We start from the raw sequence: 20,011 nt of genomic DNA on the forward strand, positions 1-20,011 counted from the left end.
TGCTTTTTCATTCATTACTTAATAAACAACATTTAAAGAATATTTTTACCTTTCTTCATCAGGTCTAAATTTTCATTCAAATCATAGAGCTGGTTTTCTTCGGCTCTCGTGATTGCTTTTTCCATTAAGGATATCCCTTTTTCTTTTTCTCCCACTTTATAGTTTAATAAAGCGTAGTTGGATAGATTTTCAGCATCTTCGGATTTCTCAAAGGCATCCCTTGACCAATCCAATAGGTATTTGATCAGTTCAATTTCCTGAGATCTCTTTGCAAAAACACCCACATATTCCATTTTCATTCTATCACTGATGCTGTTGTCATATTTTTCAATATAGGCTTTCAGGGCAGGGATATAATCCTGCATCAGGAAACCATTTTTATAAAAATTTAATTTTATAAAATCCAACAGTTCAGTGCTATGTGTAGGATATTTTGCTGTTAAAGAGTCTTGAAAGACAGACCAATCCGGATTGCTGTTCAGGATATAGTAGCCCATCGGAGATTTGCGGCCGAGCTTGTTAGCGGCATCTTCAAAATTTATTATTCCTCGGTATAGATCCTCGGCCGCTGTTTCTCCTAACAAAGAGTCAATTTTTTTTGCCTGATTCAAAAGTATGGGGAAGCCGATGTCATGGGATGAACGGGTTACATCCATGATGACCTTGGCTTCGGCTTCCGTTTCAATAGCTGGTTTCTGTGAAAGATAAGCGCTGACCAATTCCTGTTTGTCTTCAGGCTCAGCCTCCATGGAAGCATTTAATAGCTTTTTTAATATCTGTATGTCCTGCTTGTCCGCTTCATACTTTTTTCTTAAAGTGTAGTACTGGAAATCTGGATTTGGAACCTTTTTTAATAGGCTTAGGAAATTGCTGATCTCTCTTTTACCATAGGCTTTATGTACTAATTCGCCATTTGGGTTGAAGAAGAGGTAGCAAGGGTAACCATCCACCTGATAATTTTTGTCAAATTCCTTGCTTAACTTCATCCATTCTTTTTTGATTGGATTGGCTTGAGGGTCATCATCAAATTGCACCTGGACAGACACATAGTTTTGGTTGCTGTACTCCCCAATTTTACTGTCTGTGAAAACCTGTTGTTCCATGATCTTGCAAGGAACACACCAAGAGGTGTAGCAATCCATCATGATGTATTTGTTCTCCGCCTTGGCTTTTTCTTTAACCTCTGCCCAATTCAGGTCATTGCTGAATTTTATTCCTTTTTCCTGAGCAAAGAGAACGGTTGGTAGCAAGAATAATATAAGGATGAATCTTTTCATGATTATTGGATTAATAGCTTTAGAGCACGTACGGAAATTGCATTTTTCATGACCATCTGTTGTTTGTTGCCTTCAGGAGCTGCCGAAGGGATGGTCTGGGTAGAAGAAACCACACCAGCCAGGTTGCCAGCCTCTGATAGGATAGGAGCACCGCTTGAACCGACCGCATAGTCTGCACTGATGGTCATTCTATATTGACGGATTCCAGGGGTCCTAGGGTTCAACATCAAGCTGTTCTTGTTGACGATGCCTTCACTCAGATAGTAGTAGATATGATCAGGGTGGGAAATGATATAAACGGGTTCACCAGGTAATAGGACAGGACCTAATGGAATAAAAGGTAATTTCTTTCCATTTGTTTTTACCTTAAAAATGGCTACATCATTACTGGAAGAAAAGGCCAATAGCTTATCCATCACATATACCTCGCCGTCTATGGTTTCGATAAAATAGGTACTCAGATCTTGGCTCAGTTGCAAGGAGTCAGTTGGCTTATCTGTATGGATCAATTCCCCGAGTACATGATAATTCGTTACGCAGATTCCATCGGAACTGATGGCAAAAGCGGACGCAAATAGATCTGCATATGGGTAATCATTTCTATCCTTTTGATTCAAACGACCCATCAAAAAGACTGTTGATTTTTTTGTTCGAAATAGATCCTTAGGTTTCAACGGTTCTGTTGAAGGATTTCCTTCTATTTTCCATGAAAAAGCTTGTTCATTTTTTAAAGATCTGGCTTCTAACTGAAGTTGAGGAACGGTTTTACCTTGCTGCGCGTTAAAGGCGGCCAGTACTTTTTCCTCCAAGCCCTTGTAGTATAGCGCATCATTCGTGAAAATGCTGTCTGATTGGTCCTGCGCATTGACTTCCGATTGAAAAAAGGAGATTGCAAGAGCCAGGGTCAAAGCCAAAAAAAACGGTGTTTGAAACAATTTCATGGTTAAAGCAGTTCTTCGAGTTTTTTGATTAAAGCTTCGCCCCTTAAGTTTTTAGCTATGATTTGGCCATCTGCATCGACCAAGAAATTGGTCGGGATCTGTACCACATGATACATTTTAGCCACATCACTATCCACACCAGTAAGGTCGGAAGTTTGTTTCCAGGTCAGTTTATCCGCAACGATTGCTTGTCGCCACATTTTCTCCGCTTCTTTTTTGTCTAGGGAAATGCCTAATATTTCGAATCCCTTTTTGTTGAACTGATTATAGGCAGCAACTAAATTGGGGTTCTCGGCGCGGCAGGGGGCACACCAACTTGCCCAGAAATCGATCAGTACATATTTGCCTTTGTAATCTGAAAGGTTGACCGTTTTGCCTTCGGTATCTGGAATGGAGAAATCAGGCGCCGGCATGCCAATGTCAACGATAGCAGATTGCATGATCAGTGAATTGATCATTTCACCGCCTGGAGATTGCTTTAGCTCGTCGGACAGTCCTTGGAAAAGCTCTTTCATTTGACTGTTTTCCAAGCTTCCCACAAGATTGTATAACTCGGTTATCGAAACGGCACTGCTGCCATGGTTTTTGATAAAGGATACGGCAAATTCATTGCGGCTCACATATAATTGATCCATTTGCTTGTCATACTCCTCTTGAGAAATCTTGGGCTGCGGACTATTATATTGATCATCCAATTCCTTGATCTTTGCAGCTAATTTAGTTTCAAAGTCTTTGATTTCTAGGTAATCTGAATAGGTCTTAGAACCTGTAATCTGGACTTCATTTATTTTGTTGAAGTCTCCATTGACTTGAATGTTTCCAGGTTCGACGAATAAAAAGAAAGCGGTGCTTTTATCATTAGACTTATTGACCAAAAATGAATTGGTTGGTCCTGGAATCGTTCCTTTAAATTCAAACTTTCCGTCGACCACCTCTGTGGAATCTTGGCCTGGATAGTCGCCGCGCTGTTCTAGGTGGATATATTTGCTGGGCCAATTCTTGATCTCGCCCTTGATGCTAAAAGGCTCTTGTGCAAAAAGAGGAGAGCATACTGCTGCAGTTAAAAATAAAGCTGTTATCGTCTGGATGTATATTTTCATGATTGTGTTGTTCTAATTTTATCTTTAATGATCATTGACCTTCAATTTCTTCTTCTTGTTTATCCTTGCCCATCAATGGGAGGTTTTCGGATAGTAAAACGCCCTCTGGACTTTCCTTGATATAAAGGCTTAGTGAATTGAAAAGAGCAACCAATTCGCTGTTCAACAGGCTGTTGTTTAAGGTTTGGATTTCCGATAAGCTAACGATGCTGTTCGGGTGTTTTTTAATAAAATCCTTGGAGTATTCAATATCCAGAAGACTTAGGCTATCTAGGCTTTTATAATATTGCTTCAGTACCGTACTGTCTTCCGTTGTGAATTGTAGTTGTACATATTTGCTCATTTCCTGGTCGTATTTTTCATGACCTTCCCTGAGTTCAATAAAGTCATTGTAGGTAGCAGATCCTTTGACCTCCACATTTTTAAAATCTTCGAAATTGCCATTAACGGTGATATTGCCCGGTTCTACGTACAATAATTTTGCAACTCCGCTCTTTTTCTGGGTAATCAGGTAAGCTGCGGTAGCACCTGGGATACTCCCACTGAATTGGAAGCTGCCGTCTGTGGTGCTTACTGAATCAACTCCAGGATAATTTCCTTGACGGACCAAATAGACCGTTTCTGTTGGCCATCCTTCAATTTTACCTTTTACGGTAAAGTTATCTTGGGAAAAACCGAGTTGCGTGAGTATAAATAATTGAATGAATAGCGCAGATAGAATTGTTTGAATTTTCATGTAATTAAGCTTAAAGTGTATGGTTATTTAAATATTTCCTTCAGTTTTTCCTGCAATTTTTCTCCAACAAGGTTCTTGGCAATGATCTTTCCGTCAGGGCCAATCAGAAAGTTGGATGGGATAACCTGAACGGCATAGGTTACTGCGGCTTCGTTCTTATTGCCTTGCAGATCGGAAACCTGTGGCCAAATGACACCATCGTTTTCGATTGCCCGTTTCCAGCGCCATTCTTCAGCTTTGGAGTCGATGGATACACCAAGGATTTCGAAACCTTTATCTTTATAATTTTTATAGGCCGCAAGGAGATTAGGATTTTCTCTGCGACAAGGAATGCACCAACTTGCCCAAAAGTCAATAAGGACATACTTGCCACGGAAATCCTGAAGTTTGATCGTATTACCGGCAGTATCTTTTTGTGCGATGTCAGGTGCGATTTTCCCTATTTCGATATTGGATAAATTTTTCATGTAGGCATTGATATCCTCTGCCTGCACACTTGCAATTAATTTAGGGTCCAATACATCATACAGCTTCTTGAGCTCTGTGTAGTTCAGCTCCTGGCTTAAGCCTGCCAATTCGTAGACTGTCGCTGGGCTAGCAGGATGTTCTTTGATGAATGTTTTTGAAATCTCGATGTTTTTCTCGGTCAGGCTTTTGATTTCATTGCTGATTCCTTTCTGTTTACTTTCATCATTTTCACCGTTTAAGACTTGGTATAAGCTGTCGATCTGCTCTCCCAATACCTTGTGGACTTTCTTGATTTCATAATACTCGTCAGTGGATTTTGAACCGGTTACTTTGGCCTCTTCCAGATTGTCGTATTGGCCATGGATTTCAATATTTCCGGGTTCTAAAAAAAGGAATTTATACTTAGGTTCCTCCCCATCTAGGGAAACCAAGAAAGCATTGGTTGGCCCCTCGATCTTGCCACGGAATTCGAAAGAACCATCCTTATTTTCTACAGAGTCCTTTCCAGGGAAATTGCCCTTCCGCTCAAAGCGGATATACTTGGATGGCCAGCCTTCAATTTTTCCTTTGACCACATACTCGCTTTGGCTAAACGCTTCTTGGCTAAACAATGAACCAACTAATAGAAGCAAAGGGGTGATTTTTCTAATATTTAATGTAACTGTCATATACGTGATTTTTAATTTATACCTTCTATTTCTGAAATATATGGGGTGCCAAAAGAGCTTTCAATAATGGTAAACTTGATATACTTCGCTGTAACTTGATTGATGAATTTTAAGTTTTTCCTATCAGGCCTATCCGCGTTGCTTTGATAATTCACATCTCCCGCTATAAAGACACCTTCTTTTTTCCAGGTCTTGCCATCATTGCTGGAATAGGCTTCAACTTTGGCGAAGTTGTAATAGATATCGTATGAACTGAGGTAAGAAGGCGTGAAGACAAAACCTTTGAGCGTTTCGGTTTTACCGAAGTCGATGGTCAAGTCCTGCGGAGTATATCCGGCGGCTTTCCAGATCGTAGATATCTTGCCGTCAAAGAGATTGGTAGCAGGGAAATCCCTATTGTTGTCATTTACTTCAGCCTGTGCTTTCCATAAGCTGCGGTCCATTTTATTGCCCTGCACTGTTTGAAGTGGATAAGCAATATTTTCAGTCTGAAAATCCTGAATGTTTATGGTGATGAAAGCATACATGGACCCTAGGTCATTTTCTGGTTCTACCATGCTTTTATCGGTAATGTTTTCCAATTCAATGATAGCCACTTGGGTCTGGGTCGATGGTTTTATCTGTTGAAAATCTATGTGCACCTGAAAACTATCCCTCGAATCTGTTTCCCCTATGGCAAACTTCACTGTAGGTTTCAGGATCTTGATGGCACTTTCTGGAATTCGAATGTATTTTTCCCTTTTAACCTTTTCAAACCAGGTTTGTAAAGTGTCTGAAGTATTGACACGGATCTTAGCTTGAGATTCAATGTCCAACGGATGGTTGATCCTTGCGGAAAACATGTATTTCTCGTTTCCATTATCCTTGCCATTGATTCGAGTGATGGACTGGTTTCCATTTAAAAAGTAATAGCCTCTTGGTTTATTGTCTTGGAATCCATTTTCAAATTTGAATACTCCGAACCTTACAAGAGAAGGAGTGATCAATACTTTCATCTTGACAAACATGTAACTGCTTTTCAATTTGCTGTTTCCTGAAAGGATCTTCAGCTTAATGGGAATCAAGTAGATTTCATTATGCTTGAGGTGGGTCGCGTTATTCAATTCAACCTTGAGCGTATCGGTTGACTCAGACAGACCGGACTCTACGGTTATCTTTCCATCATTGGCCAACCTGAAGGCATCTACTGGGAAAGTAGGTGACTTGGTATGCTGCAGACTGTCATAAATACTGAGTAGGGAAAGGTCTATTTTCCCTTGAACCTGTATGTCTCCAGATGCTACGCTTTCCAATAATACAGGTAATCCAGCAGGAGCAAGGGTTCGGTTATTTACTGCAGAGTCCCCAAGTTTCATGGCCGTAGCATTTCCGATATTGCTGCTCAGGTAATTGCTGAACTCATTGGCCACCTCTTGGTATAAATCGAGGTTATCCTTCTTACATCCCACGATGTTGCTCAGGACAACGAGGATGAATAGGGCAGAAAGGCCATATCGAAAAAGTATATTTATTAATCTATTCATGATATTAATGCATTGTATTCCTTGATCTGAATCGCTCCTTATCTCGGATTTGGTATGATATCTTTATTGTTATTGGTAATCAGTGGAGCTATCTCCATTAAGTAGCGTGGAGAATTGGGCTTAATAATGGCAACCGTGGTGTCTTGGTAGTTTTCAGAATCATAGAAACTCCTAACAATATTTTTTAAAAACCTTTGTTCCCGGTTTAGCCTTTTTAAATCAAATAACCTCAAGCCACCATGACAGAAGAGTTCCCTTCTCCTTTCCTGCAATACCGTCGGTAAGATTTCTATGTCGGCAACCTGCAGGTCTGTAGCGTTTTCAATTCTGTTTTTCCTCAGGAGATTTAGAATGGGCAATGCTTCCTTAGGTTTCCCGGTCCTTGCTAGGCTTTCGGCTTTGATGAGCATAACTTCAGGCACTGCAATGCTATAATTGAAATGGTATTTGCCATCTTCATTGGCAAAAATATCATAGTAGTCGAAGTTGAGTCTCCTCCGATAATCCGAGGAGGTGAAAAGAGAATCTAAGCTTTTGCTGATTTGAATTTTAAAGGCATAGGTCAGGTTTAAATCATAGTCTACCCCTGTTTTACCAAGTAATACTTCTGGATTTCGGCTTTGATCCAAGAGTTTTAATGGGGATGCTGTCAGGGTTTTATAATCCAGTAAGGAAGATTTTAGAGCCAAGCATTCATCAGCAGCTTTCAGCGCTTCGGCATAATTCCCCATAAGCAAATAAGTTCTGCTTAATAAGGCCAAGGCCGATGCTTTACCGGGATGAATGATGGTATTTCCCATAACTGGGAAGTCTGGCGTTGCGATGGCATCCGTTAATTCTGCAATGACTAAATCATAGACAGCCTGAACCGTTCCTCTTTTGGGCTTAACGGAAGCATCTGGAACAAGGGAAATTGGGATTGCCAATTCTGTAGCAGCTTTGCCATTGGTAAAGTCCTGGCCATATATATTGGCCAATTGTAAAAAATACCAAGCGCGGTTTACTTTTGCCTGTGCTATGGCAATTGCTAGACCCTTTTTCTCATCTTCATTTTTCGGTTTCACTTCAGAGGCTTTTAGGATCAGGATGTTCATTTGCAGTATGCGCTCATAGGCACTTTTGTACATGAAGTCCATTTCGCCTGGTCCCCAAATATGTTGGGCATACATATAGCTGTTGCCATAGAATTCATTTCGGGCGAAGGCTGGAAAGCTGAGGTCATCGGCCATGAGGTCTGCAAGAATAAAATTACACCGTGCAATGGAGTCGCTGTTAAGCATTTCCTGGAAGTCCTTGAGGGTAGAGGGGTTTACATTTCCCGTACTTGGCGTAATGTCCAAGAATTTCTCGCACGAGGAAATTGTATATATAATCACAAGACTCAGAATGAAAAAATAATGTTTTGTCTTCATGTTTTTATGATTAGAAAATAACGTTTAGTGTAGCCCCATACTGAATAGGAGTAGGTAAACCAAGTCTACCGCCCGTATCCACATTATTAGGGTCGTATTTATATCTGTTTTTTGCCCAAACGGCAATATTTTGCATGTGAGCTGAGATCCGGAGGCTCTTAACATATTTTTCGTTGAGATAGCTCTTCGGAATTTCCCATCCGACCATTACTTCCTGAAGGCGGATAAAATTGGCTGACATAAAGCTGTTGCTGGAGTTCTGGGCCAAGAAACTGCGTATGGATAATCCTGTGTCATCGGTCAGTGCAGGGACATCGGTGAAAGCTTCGTCGCCAGGTTTTTTCCAACGCTGGCTGATCAAGTTGGAGTTTTCGTATTGAGCCCCTGAATTGGACGGTATGAACCGGCGCATAATGCCACCGAAGCTTCCCATAAAGGATACACGGGCGAAGAATTTGCCGTAGGTAATGTCATGCATGAATCCTCCTGTCCATGGCGCTCTAGTGGCTCCCATGTAGATGATATCGTTCGCCAAAACGGAAGAGTCTGGATTGGCTGTGATGTTGCCCTTTGCATCATAGATTTGCGGTGCACCTTCTGCATTCAGGCCTGCCCATCGGTATCCCCAAACATTGGTTGTGCTATAACCTTCGCGGAAAGCCGTTAAAAATTGCCTGCTGGCAGAATATGGCGTTTTTGGAATCTTCTTGGCCATATTCAAATTATAGGCTCCATTGATGGCGAAACTATAACTGAATTTCGGTTTTCTGACAATGTCAGATTTATAGAAGAATTCGACTCCTTTGTTCACAATGTTACTGAAGGTAATCTGGTTGTCCAGACCTGTTGAAGGGTCGGTAGGAATAGGGATGTTATTGGTAATCCCTTGGTCTGACCGGTTATAGTACCTTAAATCTATACGATGGCGGTCATTGTTCAGACCGAATTGTAAATAGATTTCAATGTTTTTATTCCTCGGAGGCAAAACGGAAAAGGTACTGTTGGTCGCCAATCCGAAACCTCCACCCGCGCTGCTATTGGTTCCCATCATCAATCCCAAACCTTGGATGGAAGAAAGGTCCTGATAGGTAGCACCAATCATTAAGGTACTGATCCCTTCGGAAGTGAAATAGGATTCCTTCTTGATATCGTAGGAAATATTTCCGTTGAATTGCTTTTGCCCTTCTGGGGAACGATCAAATGTTCCGTTGAACATCAACGTTCCTTCCCTTAAAGATCCTTCTAATCCCGCACTGAAATACCTGAGGGTCCTACGTTGGTTAAAGGATGCGGAGTCAGTCAAGCTTCCGCTAGGGGATATACCACTCAATTTCATGGTATTGTATCGGCCATAAACGGAGAGGCCTCCACCAAACAGATTCAATCTTAATTCTTCAAAAATATTGAAGGAGGATTGCCCTGCCTGTGGTACGGGAATAAAATTATTTACCCAGATGGCATAATTGTTCCATTCTGCCTGTCTGTATCGGTTACTTCCAATCGTCGTAGGGAGATCAGGCATTTTATTTCCCATCAAACCAGCAGATGCCATCACTCCTGATAGCCAATCAGGAAGGTTTTTATGTTTGAATTGGTAACCTACGATGGAATTAAACGTCCTTGTTGTTGCATATTTCTCCATTCCATAATTAGGGCTGAAAGCCTCGCTATAGTTGGCATTGAAATGTATGGTCTTTTCTTTATAGTCGTAACTGATTCCAGCATTCCAGTTTAGGTTCCTAAAGATCGAGGTGTCACCAGAGGAAGGAGTCAATAGAGCAAATGGATAGATCAAGGCGGCCGTATTGCTATAGAGCCTTCTGAAGTTTTCTACACCTCCGGTCGGATCACCGCCAGGCAGGAAGATCGCAGATCCTTTGCCTGTATTTTTATTGTATCCATAGCGGGTAACATTTCCCGGTCTTTCCCTGGTCTCATTTGCTCCACCTGCACCAATATTGGCGGATACGGTATGCTCCTCAATCTTTAAGGAGTAGCTAAGGCCGGAGCGGATATTCCATTGTAGATACTTGTCACGGCTGTTGTTTAGGATATCTCCAGGGGGAACATAGAAGTCCACCGAGCCATCGTTTGGAGCGCCATAATTATTAAAGAGCTGTCTTCCTTCGCTGCTTTGTCGGTCTGTGATTCGGTCATTGTTGTTGCGAGTCATGCGATAGAATATCGAGTTGTCCCAACGCAATCCCTTGAACAGGTCCCATTTCATTTCCAGACGGCTTTGAACCAGGGTGTTCTTGGATAGACTATTCATCAAGCGGTTGTCTTCCAATATATTGCTTCCATGGTTGAAATAGCCATTTCTCATGATAAGGTTATTATAGACATCACCAAGTACCTTTTGGTCATAGATATAGTTTCCTTGTCTATCAAGGAACATCTGATAGGCTGGGGGAAGGTTATAGATGGATAGTTCATTGGCTCCTCCCTGTGCATTTGTCCGGTTGGCATTGATTTGCCAGTTTGCTATTAACTTCCCTTTCAACAGGTTGAAATTATTTTTCAGGTCAACACCGTAGGTGTTGGAATTATTGTTGAGACCATGGGATTTGAAATTGTTATAGGTCCCGGTCAGGGTAAACATATACTGTGGAGTACCTCCTGAGAAAGTCAACAAATGGTTTTGTGATATAACGTTCTGTTGGAGATGAGCAACCTGGGCTTCATTGGATAGGACAGATAGCGAGTCAATTCTACGGTTGAAATCTGCTTCGGTAATTTTGTTGTCCCTACGCCAAGCGAAAAGTCTTTCTGCCAAATTCAGGTTCTCAAAATCTCCGTCTCCAGGGACAAGATTCATTTCTTCCGCACTTTTTAGATAATCGATGATATCTTTAGAGGTAGCCAACCCTAGTTTTCCCATGTCGTATTTCGGAGCAGGCTTAAAGTACATATTGGCGTTATATGTTATGTTGACCTGGTTCTTTCTTCCGGTTTTGGTCTTGATCAAGATAATACCGGCAGTAGCTCGAGGTCCCCATTTGATCAGTTCTTTTGGGTCTTTGATGACTTCAACCGATTCGACATTGGCCATTGGATAGTCTGCTGGAAATTCCTCAACTGGGAATCCGTCGATAATGACCATCATCCCTTCAGTATTTCCAAAACTTGCAGATCCACGGAGTTCCGGAACAAGGGTTACACTGGCTTGATTGGAATACTCAATAAAAAACCTACCGGCATCACCACCCCCCGGAAGGCTGGTCTTATTTTCGATAGCATCGATCATCCTCTGCCCATTCGGGTAGAACCTTTGGAGGAATTGATCCAGTGTATAATAGGTTTTTCTAAGTCCACCGCCTTGACCTGTTTGGATAGTTCCAACTTCGGTTATGCCGACAATCTTTCTTTTGTTAGATGGAAGGACCTGTAAGGTCAATCCCGGCACAGTTCCCTGCAGTAACTGACCAAGGTTCATGTATGACCTGTTGGTCATATCGATCTGGGTATTCAGGTTCAGGTTTTTCTTTACGCGCGCCTCTACCGTTACTTCGTTTACCGCCAATACCTGATTATACAGCGTTACGAGCATGTTTCTTTCCCCACGAAACAATATCGTACTCTCCTTATAGCCTTGGCAGGTAAAAGTAACCAAGTCGCCCCTAGAGGTCTCAATGTTAAACCGCCCATGGATGTCGGATATGGTCCTGACGTTTTTGGGGTCTTTGTTGTTCACAATGGTTACTCCTCGAATGGGCTTTCCGGCTTGATCTCGAATCTCTCCTTCGACCATTCGTGGCAGGTTAGGACGGGTCAGTTGATCGATGTTGACCTCAATGACCGTTTCCACGATCCTTGGTCTTTTAGGGACCAGGACGATGGTATTGTTCGCAATGGAATAAGATATGGTCTGATGCTGGAAGATCTCATCCAATACGGATCTTAGATCTTGCTCAGTTACTTTTATCCGTACTCTTTTTGATTTCTTGAGTATTTCAGTGGAATAAAAGAGATCATAATTCGTCTGTTCGACAATCTTTTCCAGAACATCCTTTAATTTGCTGTTGCGTTCATTCAGGGTCACCTTTTGAGCAAACAAGGGTAAGGAAAGCATCATCAAACAAGTGATAATAGCTAATTTGATTCTATTCATTTTAGGGTTTTGGTAATTAGGGTTATTGGTACTTTTCTTTAGATCATGGGATTACGGTAAGTTTGTTGTTCTGGAGCTGCGTTTTGATTCCACTTAATTCTAAAACTTTCAGCACTTCAGAGAGATTTTGGTTCATGCTCGTACGACCGGAGAAGGTTTGATTTTGATCTACCCCTGCTTGGAATTCGACTTCAATGTTGTACCAGCGTTCTATTTGTTTCATAATTCCCGCTAGGTCCGAATCTTGAAAGTTGAAATATCCTTGGACCCAGCTAATGGATTGTTTGGCATTTACCTCCGATTTAGCAAGTGTTTCCTTGCTGCGGTCATAAGTAATTTGTTCGTTAGGGGTTAAGAAATGCTCTTCACCTTGACAGGAGATCTTGACCTTGCCTTCCAATAGGGTGGTTCTGCTAGCGTTTTCGTTTGAATAACTATTAATGTTGAATTGAGTTCCCAATACCTGAATGGTCTGGTCTTCGGTTTCAACAATGAATGGTGCATTTTCATTTTTTGTGACCTCAAAATATGCTTCTCCACTCACAAGGACCTTACGTTGGTTTACAGCAAATTCGATTGGGTATTTAATGGTAGATTCAGCATTCAACCAAACATTGGAACCATCAGGAAGTTGGATTTCAAACTTCCTGCCTTTGGGCGTATGTGCGGTATTGTAAGAGATTTTGCCAGCTTCACCTTTATAGTAAATGGCCCCATCTTTTTTATAGATTTCAACACCATCTTGACTAGCAATAAGCCCATCAGCTAAGGAGTCAATTTCTACGGTTTCACCATTTTCTAGGGAAAGGACCAATCCATCCGTACCGGCTTTTTTATCTTGAGTTGTTATTGTATTTTCTGGGACTTTATTTTCTGTAGCAAACCAATAAGATGCGATGCCTAGGATCATCAGAAGGCTTGCTGCAATACCTAAGTAGGTTTTATTTCTGTACCAAATTGGTTTTGGCTCAAGGGTTTTGCCATTAGAGTACTCTAGTTTTGCCAATAGACCTTCTAGGATTCTGGTTTTATGCTCTTCTTTGCTACTTGCAATATGTTCAGGGATAACAATAGGGTCATTCTGGGCACTATTGTACCAAGCAGCATATTCCTTTGCCTCATCGTCAGAAATCGAACCATTGAGCCATTTCTGTTCCAGTTCGGCTAAGCGATTTTGTTCCGTCATCGTAATTTAATTATAGGTCTATATAACTATAATCAAGGTGAGTGCCCTTATCCCTATATAGGAAATGAAAAAAAGTAAAACTTTTTTATGAAATCTTAGTAAAACAAGCAGATGATATAGTTGAGGCCTGATTTTATTTTCTTGAGTGCTCGGGTTAAATGGGCTTCCACGGTCTTTTCCGCAATTAATAGCCGCTTTGCAATTTCTTTTTGGGATAGCCCTTCCTCTCGGCTCAGCTTGTAGACCAATTGGCATTTTTCAGGGAGTTGGGTAACCAATTTTTCCAATTTGGTCTTGAGTTCTTCAAATTGGAGGTAGTTTTCCATAGAATAGAATTTATCGTCTTCCGATCTTTTACTGTAGTCAACAAACTTTTGTTCTATTGCCAGTCTATGTCTATGATTGATTATCTTATATTTTAAGGCTGCTGCAAGATATCTTTCTATTTGGTCACTGAGTTTGATGCTCTGCCTGCGTTTCCAGATATCCAAGAATATATCCTGGACTATTTCTTCAGCTACTAGGATATCGGAAAGTTTATTGCTGGCTATAACCAAAAGCTTGTCCCAATACCTTTTATAAATCTCTGTAAATGCTTTAGGGTCGCTGTCTTTCAATAGGACCAATAACTTTTCATCAGAATATTTATCAAAATGGGACATTTTAGCGCTTAAATATCAATCCTCAGTGTTAAAATAACTTCAATATGATTTAAACGGATAGGAATATTTATCGCTACATCAAATGGAATTAATTAAACTTTGATTATTTTAAGTATAAAAATATTAAAATAATGTTTTATTGCTTTAATGTATTATTGGTTATAATTAGCAGTCAATTAGGTAAGTAATTAATTGATAGTTGTTTAAGCAATTTAAGCGGTTTAAAATAATTCAATAAAAAAGCTCTAATCGGTTAAAATTAGAGCTCTTTGTAAAATTGATTCGTTGAATCTATTTTGTGTCTTTCTTTCCGAAGATTGAAATCTTCAGGTATTTACCTGGGTTTTCTTTCAGGTCTTTCACCAATTGATCCAGACTTTCGGAAGCATTTGTTAAGTTATTGTACAGTTTTTCATCATGGATCAATTGACTTAGTGATCCATCTCCAGTATTGATCTTATTGGTTATTTCCATCACATCCTTCATGGCTTGGTTGGCATTGTCAACAGTCGCCTTGATTTCGGTTTTTGATAGGTCATCTGAAAGGTTATCCAGGTTCGCTAAAATGGAATTGATCTTTTCGTTGTTGTTTTTGAAGTTCATGGTAATGGACTCCATGTTGGCAAGGATCTTACTCAAGCGGTTTTTCTCTGCGCCCATCAATCCATCTACATCACCGGTAATCTTTTCCAGGTTCTTCAAGGAAACAGAGATACTATGCACACTGCTCTTGAAGTCTCTTTGGAAGTTTTCATCCAATACCGAGTTTACACCCGATAGTACGGAATCCAGTTTTACGACCAAGTTTTCGATTTTCTTTTGCAAAGGTTCAACTTTTTCCATCAGGTTGGCCTGTACATCCGATAGCAATGGATCTCCATTCCTGGCCATGGTGGTACTGTTCCCTAATTCAAAGACAATGGCCTTACTACCCAATAGGTCGGCACTTACAATTCTTGCCACCGTATTGGATGGGATATCATAGTCATTGTTGATCTTGAATTCCGTCCTGATTTTTCCGTTCGGTTGAAGGGTAAGTTTAGAAACGCGGCCAATTTGGAAACCACTGACCAATACAGGTTTAGAAACCGCTAGCCCGTCCACGTTGTCATATTCTGTGTAAAAAGTATTTTCGCTGCTAAAAACATTGTTCCCTTTGAGGAAACTGTAACCGATAAATAAGATTGCAATAGCAATACTAGTTAATGCCCCGACTTTAGTTTCGTTAGATATTTTCAAAATTACCCTATTTAAGTACTACCACTCTGTTCTAACCGCCAATTTAAGAAAAAGTTTATTTTTCTATGCTTTTTCTGTAGGTATTTATGGCATTGAACAAATCGGTGACAATTGATTCTTGTCCAGCGGATGACATCATGAAGCGTTCCTCATCTGGATTGGAAATAAATCCGATTTCGGTCAATACCGCCGGCATACCTGCTGTTGCCAAAACCGCTAAAGATTGTTCCTTTACACCTCTATCCGTACGGCTAGATCCCGCAAACTGATCTTGCATATAGGATGCAAGGCGGATACTTTGCTCTCTAAATTTTCTTTTCATCAATGAAAATACGATGTAGGTAGAGGGGTCTTTAGGGTCAAAACCACCATAGTTTTCTTTGTAGTTTTCCTCCATTAAGATGGATGCGTTCTCACGGATCGCTACATCTTGGTCACCGGTACGGCTAAAACCCAGAACCAAAGTTTCGGTTCCTTTCGCGGATGTGTTCAGCACACGTTGCGTGACATAGCGGCCGCGGCTGTTTTTTACCCTACGGCTACTGGCACCACCTGAATTACAGTGTATGGAAATAAAAAGGTCCGCATGATGCTTATTTGCCAATGCAGGACGTTCATAAAGTTTAGGATATACATCAGTAGTACGTGTATAGATCACTTTGATCCCTGGGAATTCCTTCTGGATTTTCTTTCCCAGTTTCAAGGCCACCTGTAGGGCAATGTCCTTTTCCTTAGATTGCCTACCTACAGCCCCAGAATCATGTCCACCATGCCCAGGATCTAATACTATTGTTTTAATTTTTCTAGGACTTCCACTTTGGTCACTTTGTAAATCTTTTGGTTTAAAACTCGCTAATACAACCACTGAGATACAAGTCAACATCAACCCAATTTTCCGAATCACGTTTTTCTTTTTTGTTGTCAATTTCTCCAATTTCTCTTAATCGTTTCTGTTTCCTATCAAATTCTATTCCTAATGTGCAGTTGAATTTGATTTATATTGCTTGATGGCGTCCACTAAATTAGCTACGATTTCATTCTGTCCAGCTTCAGAAGCCATGAACTGTTCTTCATCTGGGTTAGAAATAAAGCCGATTTCCGTCAGTACGGCAGGCATTGCGGCCGAAGCTAGGACTGCCAGTGATAATTCTTGCACCCCTCGGTTTGGACGGCCTTTTTTAACATATTCATTTTGGATATGAGTTGCAAACCGAATGCTCTTATCGCGATATGTCCGCTTCATTAAGGAGAAGATAATATAGGTGGAAGGATCATTCGGGTCAAATCCGCCATAGTTCTCCTGATAGTTCTCTTCAAAAAGGATATCGGCATTCTCCCTAACGGCTACTTCCGATTCACCTCGCTGCAACCTGTTAAAGCCACAAACAAAAGTTTCCGTACCGCTTACTCCAGGGTTCCTGATGGTCCTGGTGGTATAGCGACCATTCTTACCTTTCACTCGGCGGTCTACATCGGCCGAGTTGCAGTGGATAGAGATAAAAAGGTCAGCATGGTTTTTATTTGCCAAGGCTGTCCTTTCGTGAAATGGAACATCCACATCAGTTTCACGGGTCAACATGGCCTTTACGCCAGGCATTTCCTTTTCAATGGCCTCTTTCAATCTTTTTCCCACTTGCAGCGTAATATCCTTTTCCACGGTCGTCCTTCCTCGAGCACCGGGTAGATTACCACCATGCCCTGGGTCAATAACGACCAATTTGAATGTTTTATTGGATTGCGAAGTTTGAGGAGGATTATTCTCAGGATTTTTCTTTTCAGTGGAATGAACAATACCACTCAAGAAAATCAAGGGAAGAAGTACTGCTGCAAACGAAATCGATATTTTTGTTGATTTATTGAAATTCATAGTTAACGTTATTATTTTAGTCCTATCAATAACATTGCAAATGTAAACTGTTAAATATGATTAACTTTTGAAAAACCTAATCGTTGTTATTGATTTTTGACTATTTTTGCCAACAAGAGTTTAAAATTAGCACAAAAATAACATTCATATTTCATTTTGAAGGCCTTAAGTTGTTTTTTCCTTTCCATTCTGTTTTTTTTTATTGGGATGTCTGTGCTACAGGCTCAGGTGGAGACCAATTCTCGCACTCAAAATGTTACAATAGACACCCTTCAAAGAGATACAATTCCGACCGATACCAGCAGAAATAACTTCAAGGAAGTAAATGGTCAGGATACAGTCCACATGAAAGATCAAGGTGGTTTGGAAACCGTTGTGACCATTTCCGCAAATGATTCTTCTTGGAACCAGGTCAGTAAAAACGTCCTTCACTTATACAAAGGCGCCAAAGTTAAATACCAAGGCTTTGAATTGGCAGCAGATTATATCCGTTTGGATAGAAATACCAACGTCCTCTTTGCCTCGGGAGTAATGGACCATAACGGCAAATATGTAGGTCGTCCGGTCGTGATCATGCCCGGTGAGTCACCCATTGCGGTCGACTCCCTTCTCTATAACTATAAGACTCAAGTGCCCAAAACCTTCGGTGTAATGACCGAGGTTGATGGGGGATACATACAGGCCAGGGAGGTCAGGAAAAACATCTATGATGAAATGTCCCTCTACAAAGGGCTTTACTCCACCTGTAACCTGCCTTATCCACATACCCACTTTGGTATACAGATTACCAAGGGGGTCATCACCCAGAAACAGATCATTGCAGGACCTTCCTATTTGGTCGTAGCAAATATTCCAATTAAGTTCTTGGCCATCCCCTTTGGTTTTTTCCCTAAACAGGACAAGAAAAGTTCCGGATTCCTATTTCCATCCTTCGGTGAAGATGCCGCTAGAGGTTTCGCGATGCGTGATCTAGGTTGGTACCTGACATTCAATGATTATTGGGACTCTGAAATCAGGGGTACCTTATATTCCAAAGGAACCTGGGAAGCCAATGTGAGGACCCAATACTTAGTGAATTATAAGTTCAATGGTAACTTCGCCCTTCAATATGGCTCCTATGTGCAAGGGGTGGAAGGAACCGATAATTATGGCCGCGAGAAAAACTTCCGATTTACTTGGAACCACTCTCAACGTCAAGAAGCAAATCCAGGAACATCCTTCTCTGCATCGGTAAACTTCGGTTCGCGAAATGCTTACCGTAATGCAGCCACAACAGGTGGTTATAACCCTCAGCAGGCGATCAACAACAGTATGCGTTCATCGGTTGCTTACGGAAAAGTGTTTGCTGATGGCAAGGTGAATTTCACGGCAAATATGTCCCATGAACAGAACCTATCGACAGGTGCCTTGTCCATGGACCTACCAACCATCAGTTTAAACGTTGCAACCTTCAACCCATTCGATTCCAAAGACCGTATCGGTGAACAGAAATGGTATCAACGTATCACGGTAGGATATAGCTTGCAAGGTCAAAACCGGATCGTAACGACAGACTCCCTGTTGTTCAGGAAAGAATCATTGAATAAATTCACTAACGGGGTACAGCACAATATTCCAGTAAGTTTAAGCTTAAATGTGATGAAGTACTTCCAATTCAATACTTCATTCAACTATACCGAACGCTGGTACCTTCAATATGTAAGGAACAGACTGGTGAACCAACCTTATGGATTTGAAAACGTAAGAGATACCCTTCAGGGCTTTAAGCGTGCTTACGACTATTCGGTATCTTCAGGACTATCCACCAAGATCTATGGTCAGATGAACAAGAAGATCGGTAAGATCGAAGCCATGCGACATACCATTACCCCATCGGTGAATGTGAACTATAGACCCGATTTCTCGGATGCCCGTTATGGTTTCTATAGGGACTTTACAGATGAAAATGGCGTGTACAGCAGATACTCAATCTTCGAGAACGGTATTTATGGAACACCGAGCGCCGGTAAATCCTTTGGTATTGGATTCTCCGTGGATAATACCCTCGAGGCCAAGATTCGGAATGATAAGGACACGACCGGTACCGGGGTCAAAAAAGTACCCATTATCCAAGGTCTGACTTTCAGTGGTAACTACAACGTAGCGGCCGATTCCCTGAAACTTTCCCAGATTTCTTTCTCTGGTCGTACAGCCTTGTTCGACAAAAAAGTAAATGTGAACTTCAACGGGGTATTCGATCCATATACCTACGATAAATATACCGGTAACCGTATTGACCGTTTTGCAATCAAAGATGGTACGCTGGCACGCTTGACCAACTTTGGTTTATCATTCGACTATAGTCTAAACCCGAAAGCGAACGAAAACAGAAGCGATAATATTGACTCCCTGAGAAGTTCTATGCCTAACCTGACCCCTGAACAGGCGCAAGCCTTGGCAAGGATCAGTACCGACCCGAATGCATTCGTGGATTTCAATATTCCATGGAACTTGGCCGGTTCATTCAGTATGAACTATGCCCGTGTATTCAGTCGTGAAAAGCAAAGAATGGAGACCAGACTGACCAGTACGGTAAACGTGCATGGTGATTTTAATGTGACTCCAAAATGGAAGGTACAATTCAATACCGGTTACGACTTTGTGCAGAAGGAGGCTTCCATGACCCAGGTCAGCATCTATAGAGATCTGCACTGTTGGGATATGTCGGTGGGCTGGGTACCATTCGGAACCTATAAGAGTTACAATATTACCATACGTGCGAAAGCATCCATATTACAGGATTTAAAATTGACCAAGAGACAGAGTCACTATTCGTATTAAT

Annotated in this window: 14 protein-coding genes; 1 reads left to right on the plus strand and 13 read right to left on the minus strand. The window is 41.2% G+C overall.

The features are described 5' to 3' along the window. Positions 1–32: 32 nt before the first annotated feature. The 13 genes from RT138_RS13365 to RT138_RS13425 form a co-directional block, all read right to left on the minus strand. On the minus strand, positions 33–1,277 hold the full coding sequence (locus RT138_RS13365) for a thioredoxin family protein (protein WP_313191096.1): 1,245 nt from the start codon (positions 1,275–1,277) through the stop codon (positions 33–35). 2 nt (positions 1,278–1,279) lie between these two features. Further along, the gene (locus RT138_RS13370; protein WP_313191097.1) at positions 1,280–2,218 is read right to left on the minus strand and encodes a serine protease; all 939 of its coding nucleotides are present in this window, start codon (positions 2,216–2,218) and stop codon (positions 1,280–1,282) included. Between the two features lie 2 nt (positions 2,219–2,220). Then, positions 2,221–3,318, minus strand: a complete 1,098-nt coding sequence (locus RT138_RS13375; protein WP_313191098.1) for a TlpA disulfide reductase family protein — start codon at positions 3,316–3,318, stop codon at positions 2,221–2,223. 31 nt (positions 3,319–3,349) lie between these two features. Then, entirely contained in the window at positions 3,350–4,054 is a 705-nt protein-coding gene (locus RT138_RS13380; RefSeq protein ID WP_313191099.1) for a DUF4369 domain-containing protein, read from the minus strand. Positions 4,055–4,077: 23 nt separating this feature from the next. Further along, positions 4,078–5,190, minus strand: a complete 1,113-nt coding sequence (locus RT138_RS13385; RefSeq protein WP_313191100.1) for a TlpA disulfide reductase family protein — start codon at positions 5,188–5,190, stop codon at positions 4,078–4,080. A gap of 11 nt (positions 5,191–5,201) precedes the next feature. Beyond that, the gene (locus tag RT138_RS13390) at positions 5,202–6,713 is read right to left on the minus strand and encodes a discoidin domain-containing protein (RefSeq protein WP_313191101.1); all 1,512 of its coding nucleotides are present in this window, start codon (positions 6,711–6,713) and stop codon (positions 5,202–5,204) included. 38 nt (positions 6,714–6,751) lie between these two features. Next, on the minus strand, positions 6,752–8,089 hold the full coding sequence (locus RT138_RS13395) for a RagB/SusD family nutrient uptake outer membrane protein (protein WP_313191102.1): 1,338 nt from the start codon (positions 8,087–8,089) through the stop codon (positions 6,752–6,754). A gap of 46 nt (positions 8,090–8,135) precedes the next feature. Further along, positions 8,136–12,236, minus strand: coding sequence for a hypothetical protein (locus tag RT138_RS13400; protein ID WP_313191103.1), 4,101 nt, complete (start codon positions 12,234–12,236; stop codon positions 8,136–8,138). A gap of 43 nt (positions 12,237–12,279) precedes the next feature. Then, a complete protein-coding gene (locus RT138_RS13405; protein ID WP_313191104.1) occupies positions 12,280–13,422 on the minus strand; it encodes a FecR family protein in 1,143 nt (380 codons plus the stop codon). A gap of 95 nt (positions 13,423–13,517) precedes the next feature. Then, positions 13,518–14,084: an RNA polymerase sigma-70 factor gene (locus RT138_RS13410; RefSeq protein ID WP_313191105.1), complete on the minus strand. Its 567-nt coding sequence runs from the start codon at positions 14,082–14,084 to the stop codon at positions 13,518–13,520. A gap of 291 nt (positions 14,085–14,375) precedes the next feature. Then, positions 14,376–15,323: an MlaD family protein gene (locus tag RT138_RS13415; protein WP_313191106.1), complete on the minus strand. Its 948-nt coding sequence runs from the start codon at positions 15,321–15,323 to the stop codon at positions 14,376–14,378. A gap of 55 nt (positions 15,324–15,378) precedes the next feature. Then, positions 15,379–16,227 (minus strand): N-acetylmuramoyl-L-alanine amidase, encoded by an 849-nt coding sequence (locus RT138_RS13420; protein ID WP_313191107.1) that lies wholly within the window; start codon positions 16,225–16,227, stop codon positions 15,379–15,381. 69 nt (positions 16,228–16,296) lie between these two features. Beyond that, positions 16,297–17,190: an N-acetylmuramoyl-L-alanine amidase gene (locus RT138_RS13425; RefSeq protein WP_313191108.1), complete on the minus strand. Its 894-nt coding sequence runs from the start codon at positions 17,188–17,190 to the stop codon at positions 16,297–16,299. A 207-nt stretch (positions 17,191–17,397) separates the two neighbouring features. Between RT138_RS13425 and RT138_RS13430 the strand changes: the two genes are divergently transcribed. Then, the gene (locus tag RT138_RS13430; RefSeq protein WP_313191109.1) at positions 17,398–20,010 is read left to right on the plus strand and encodes a putative LPS assembly protein LptD; all 2,613 of its coding nucleotides are present in this window, start codon (positions 17,398–17,400) and stop codon (positions 20,008–20,010) included. The last annotated feature ends 1 nt before the right edge of the window (position 20,011 follow it).

Source organism: Sphingobacterium sp. (assembly GCF_032065005.1).
GTDB lineage: Bacteria > Bacteroidota > Bacteroidia > Sphingobacteriales > Sphingobacteriaceae > Sphingobacterium.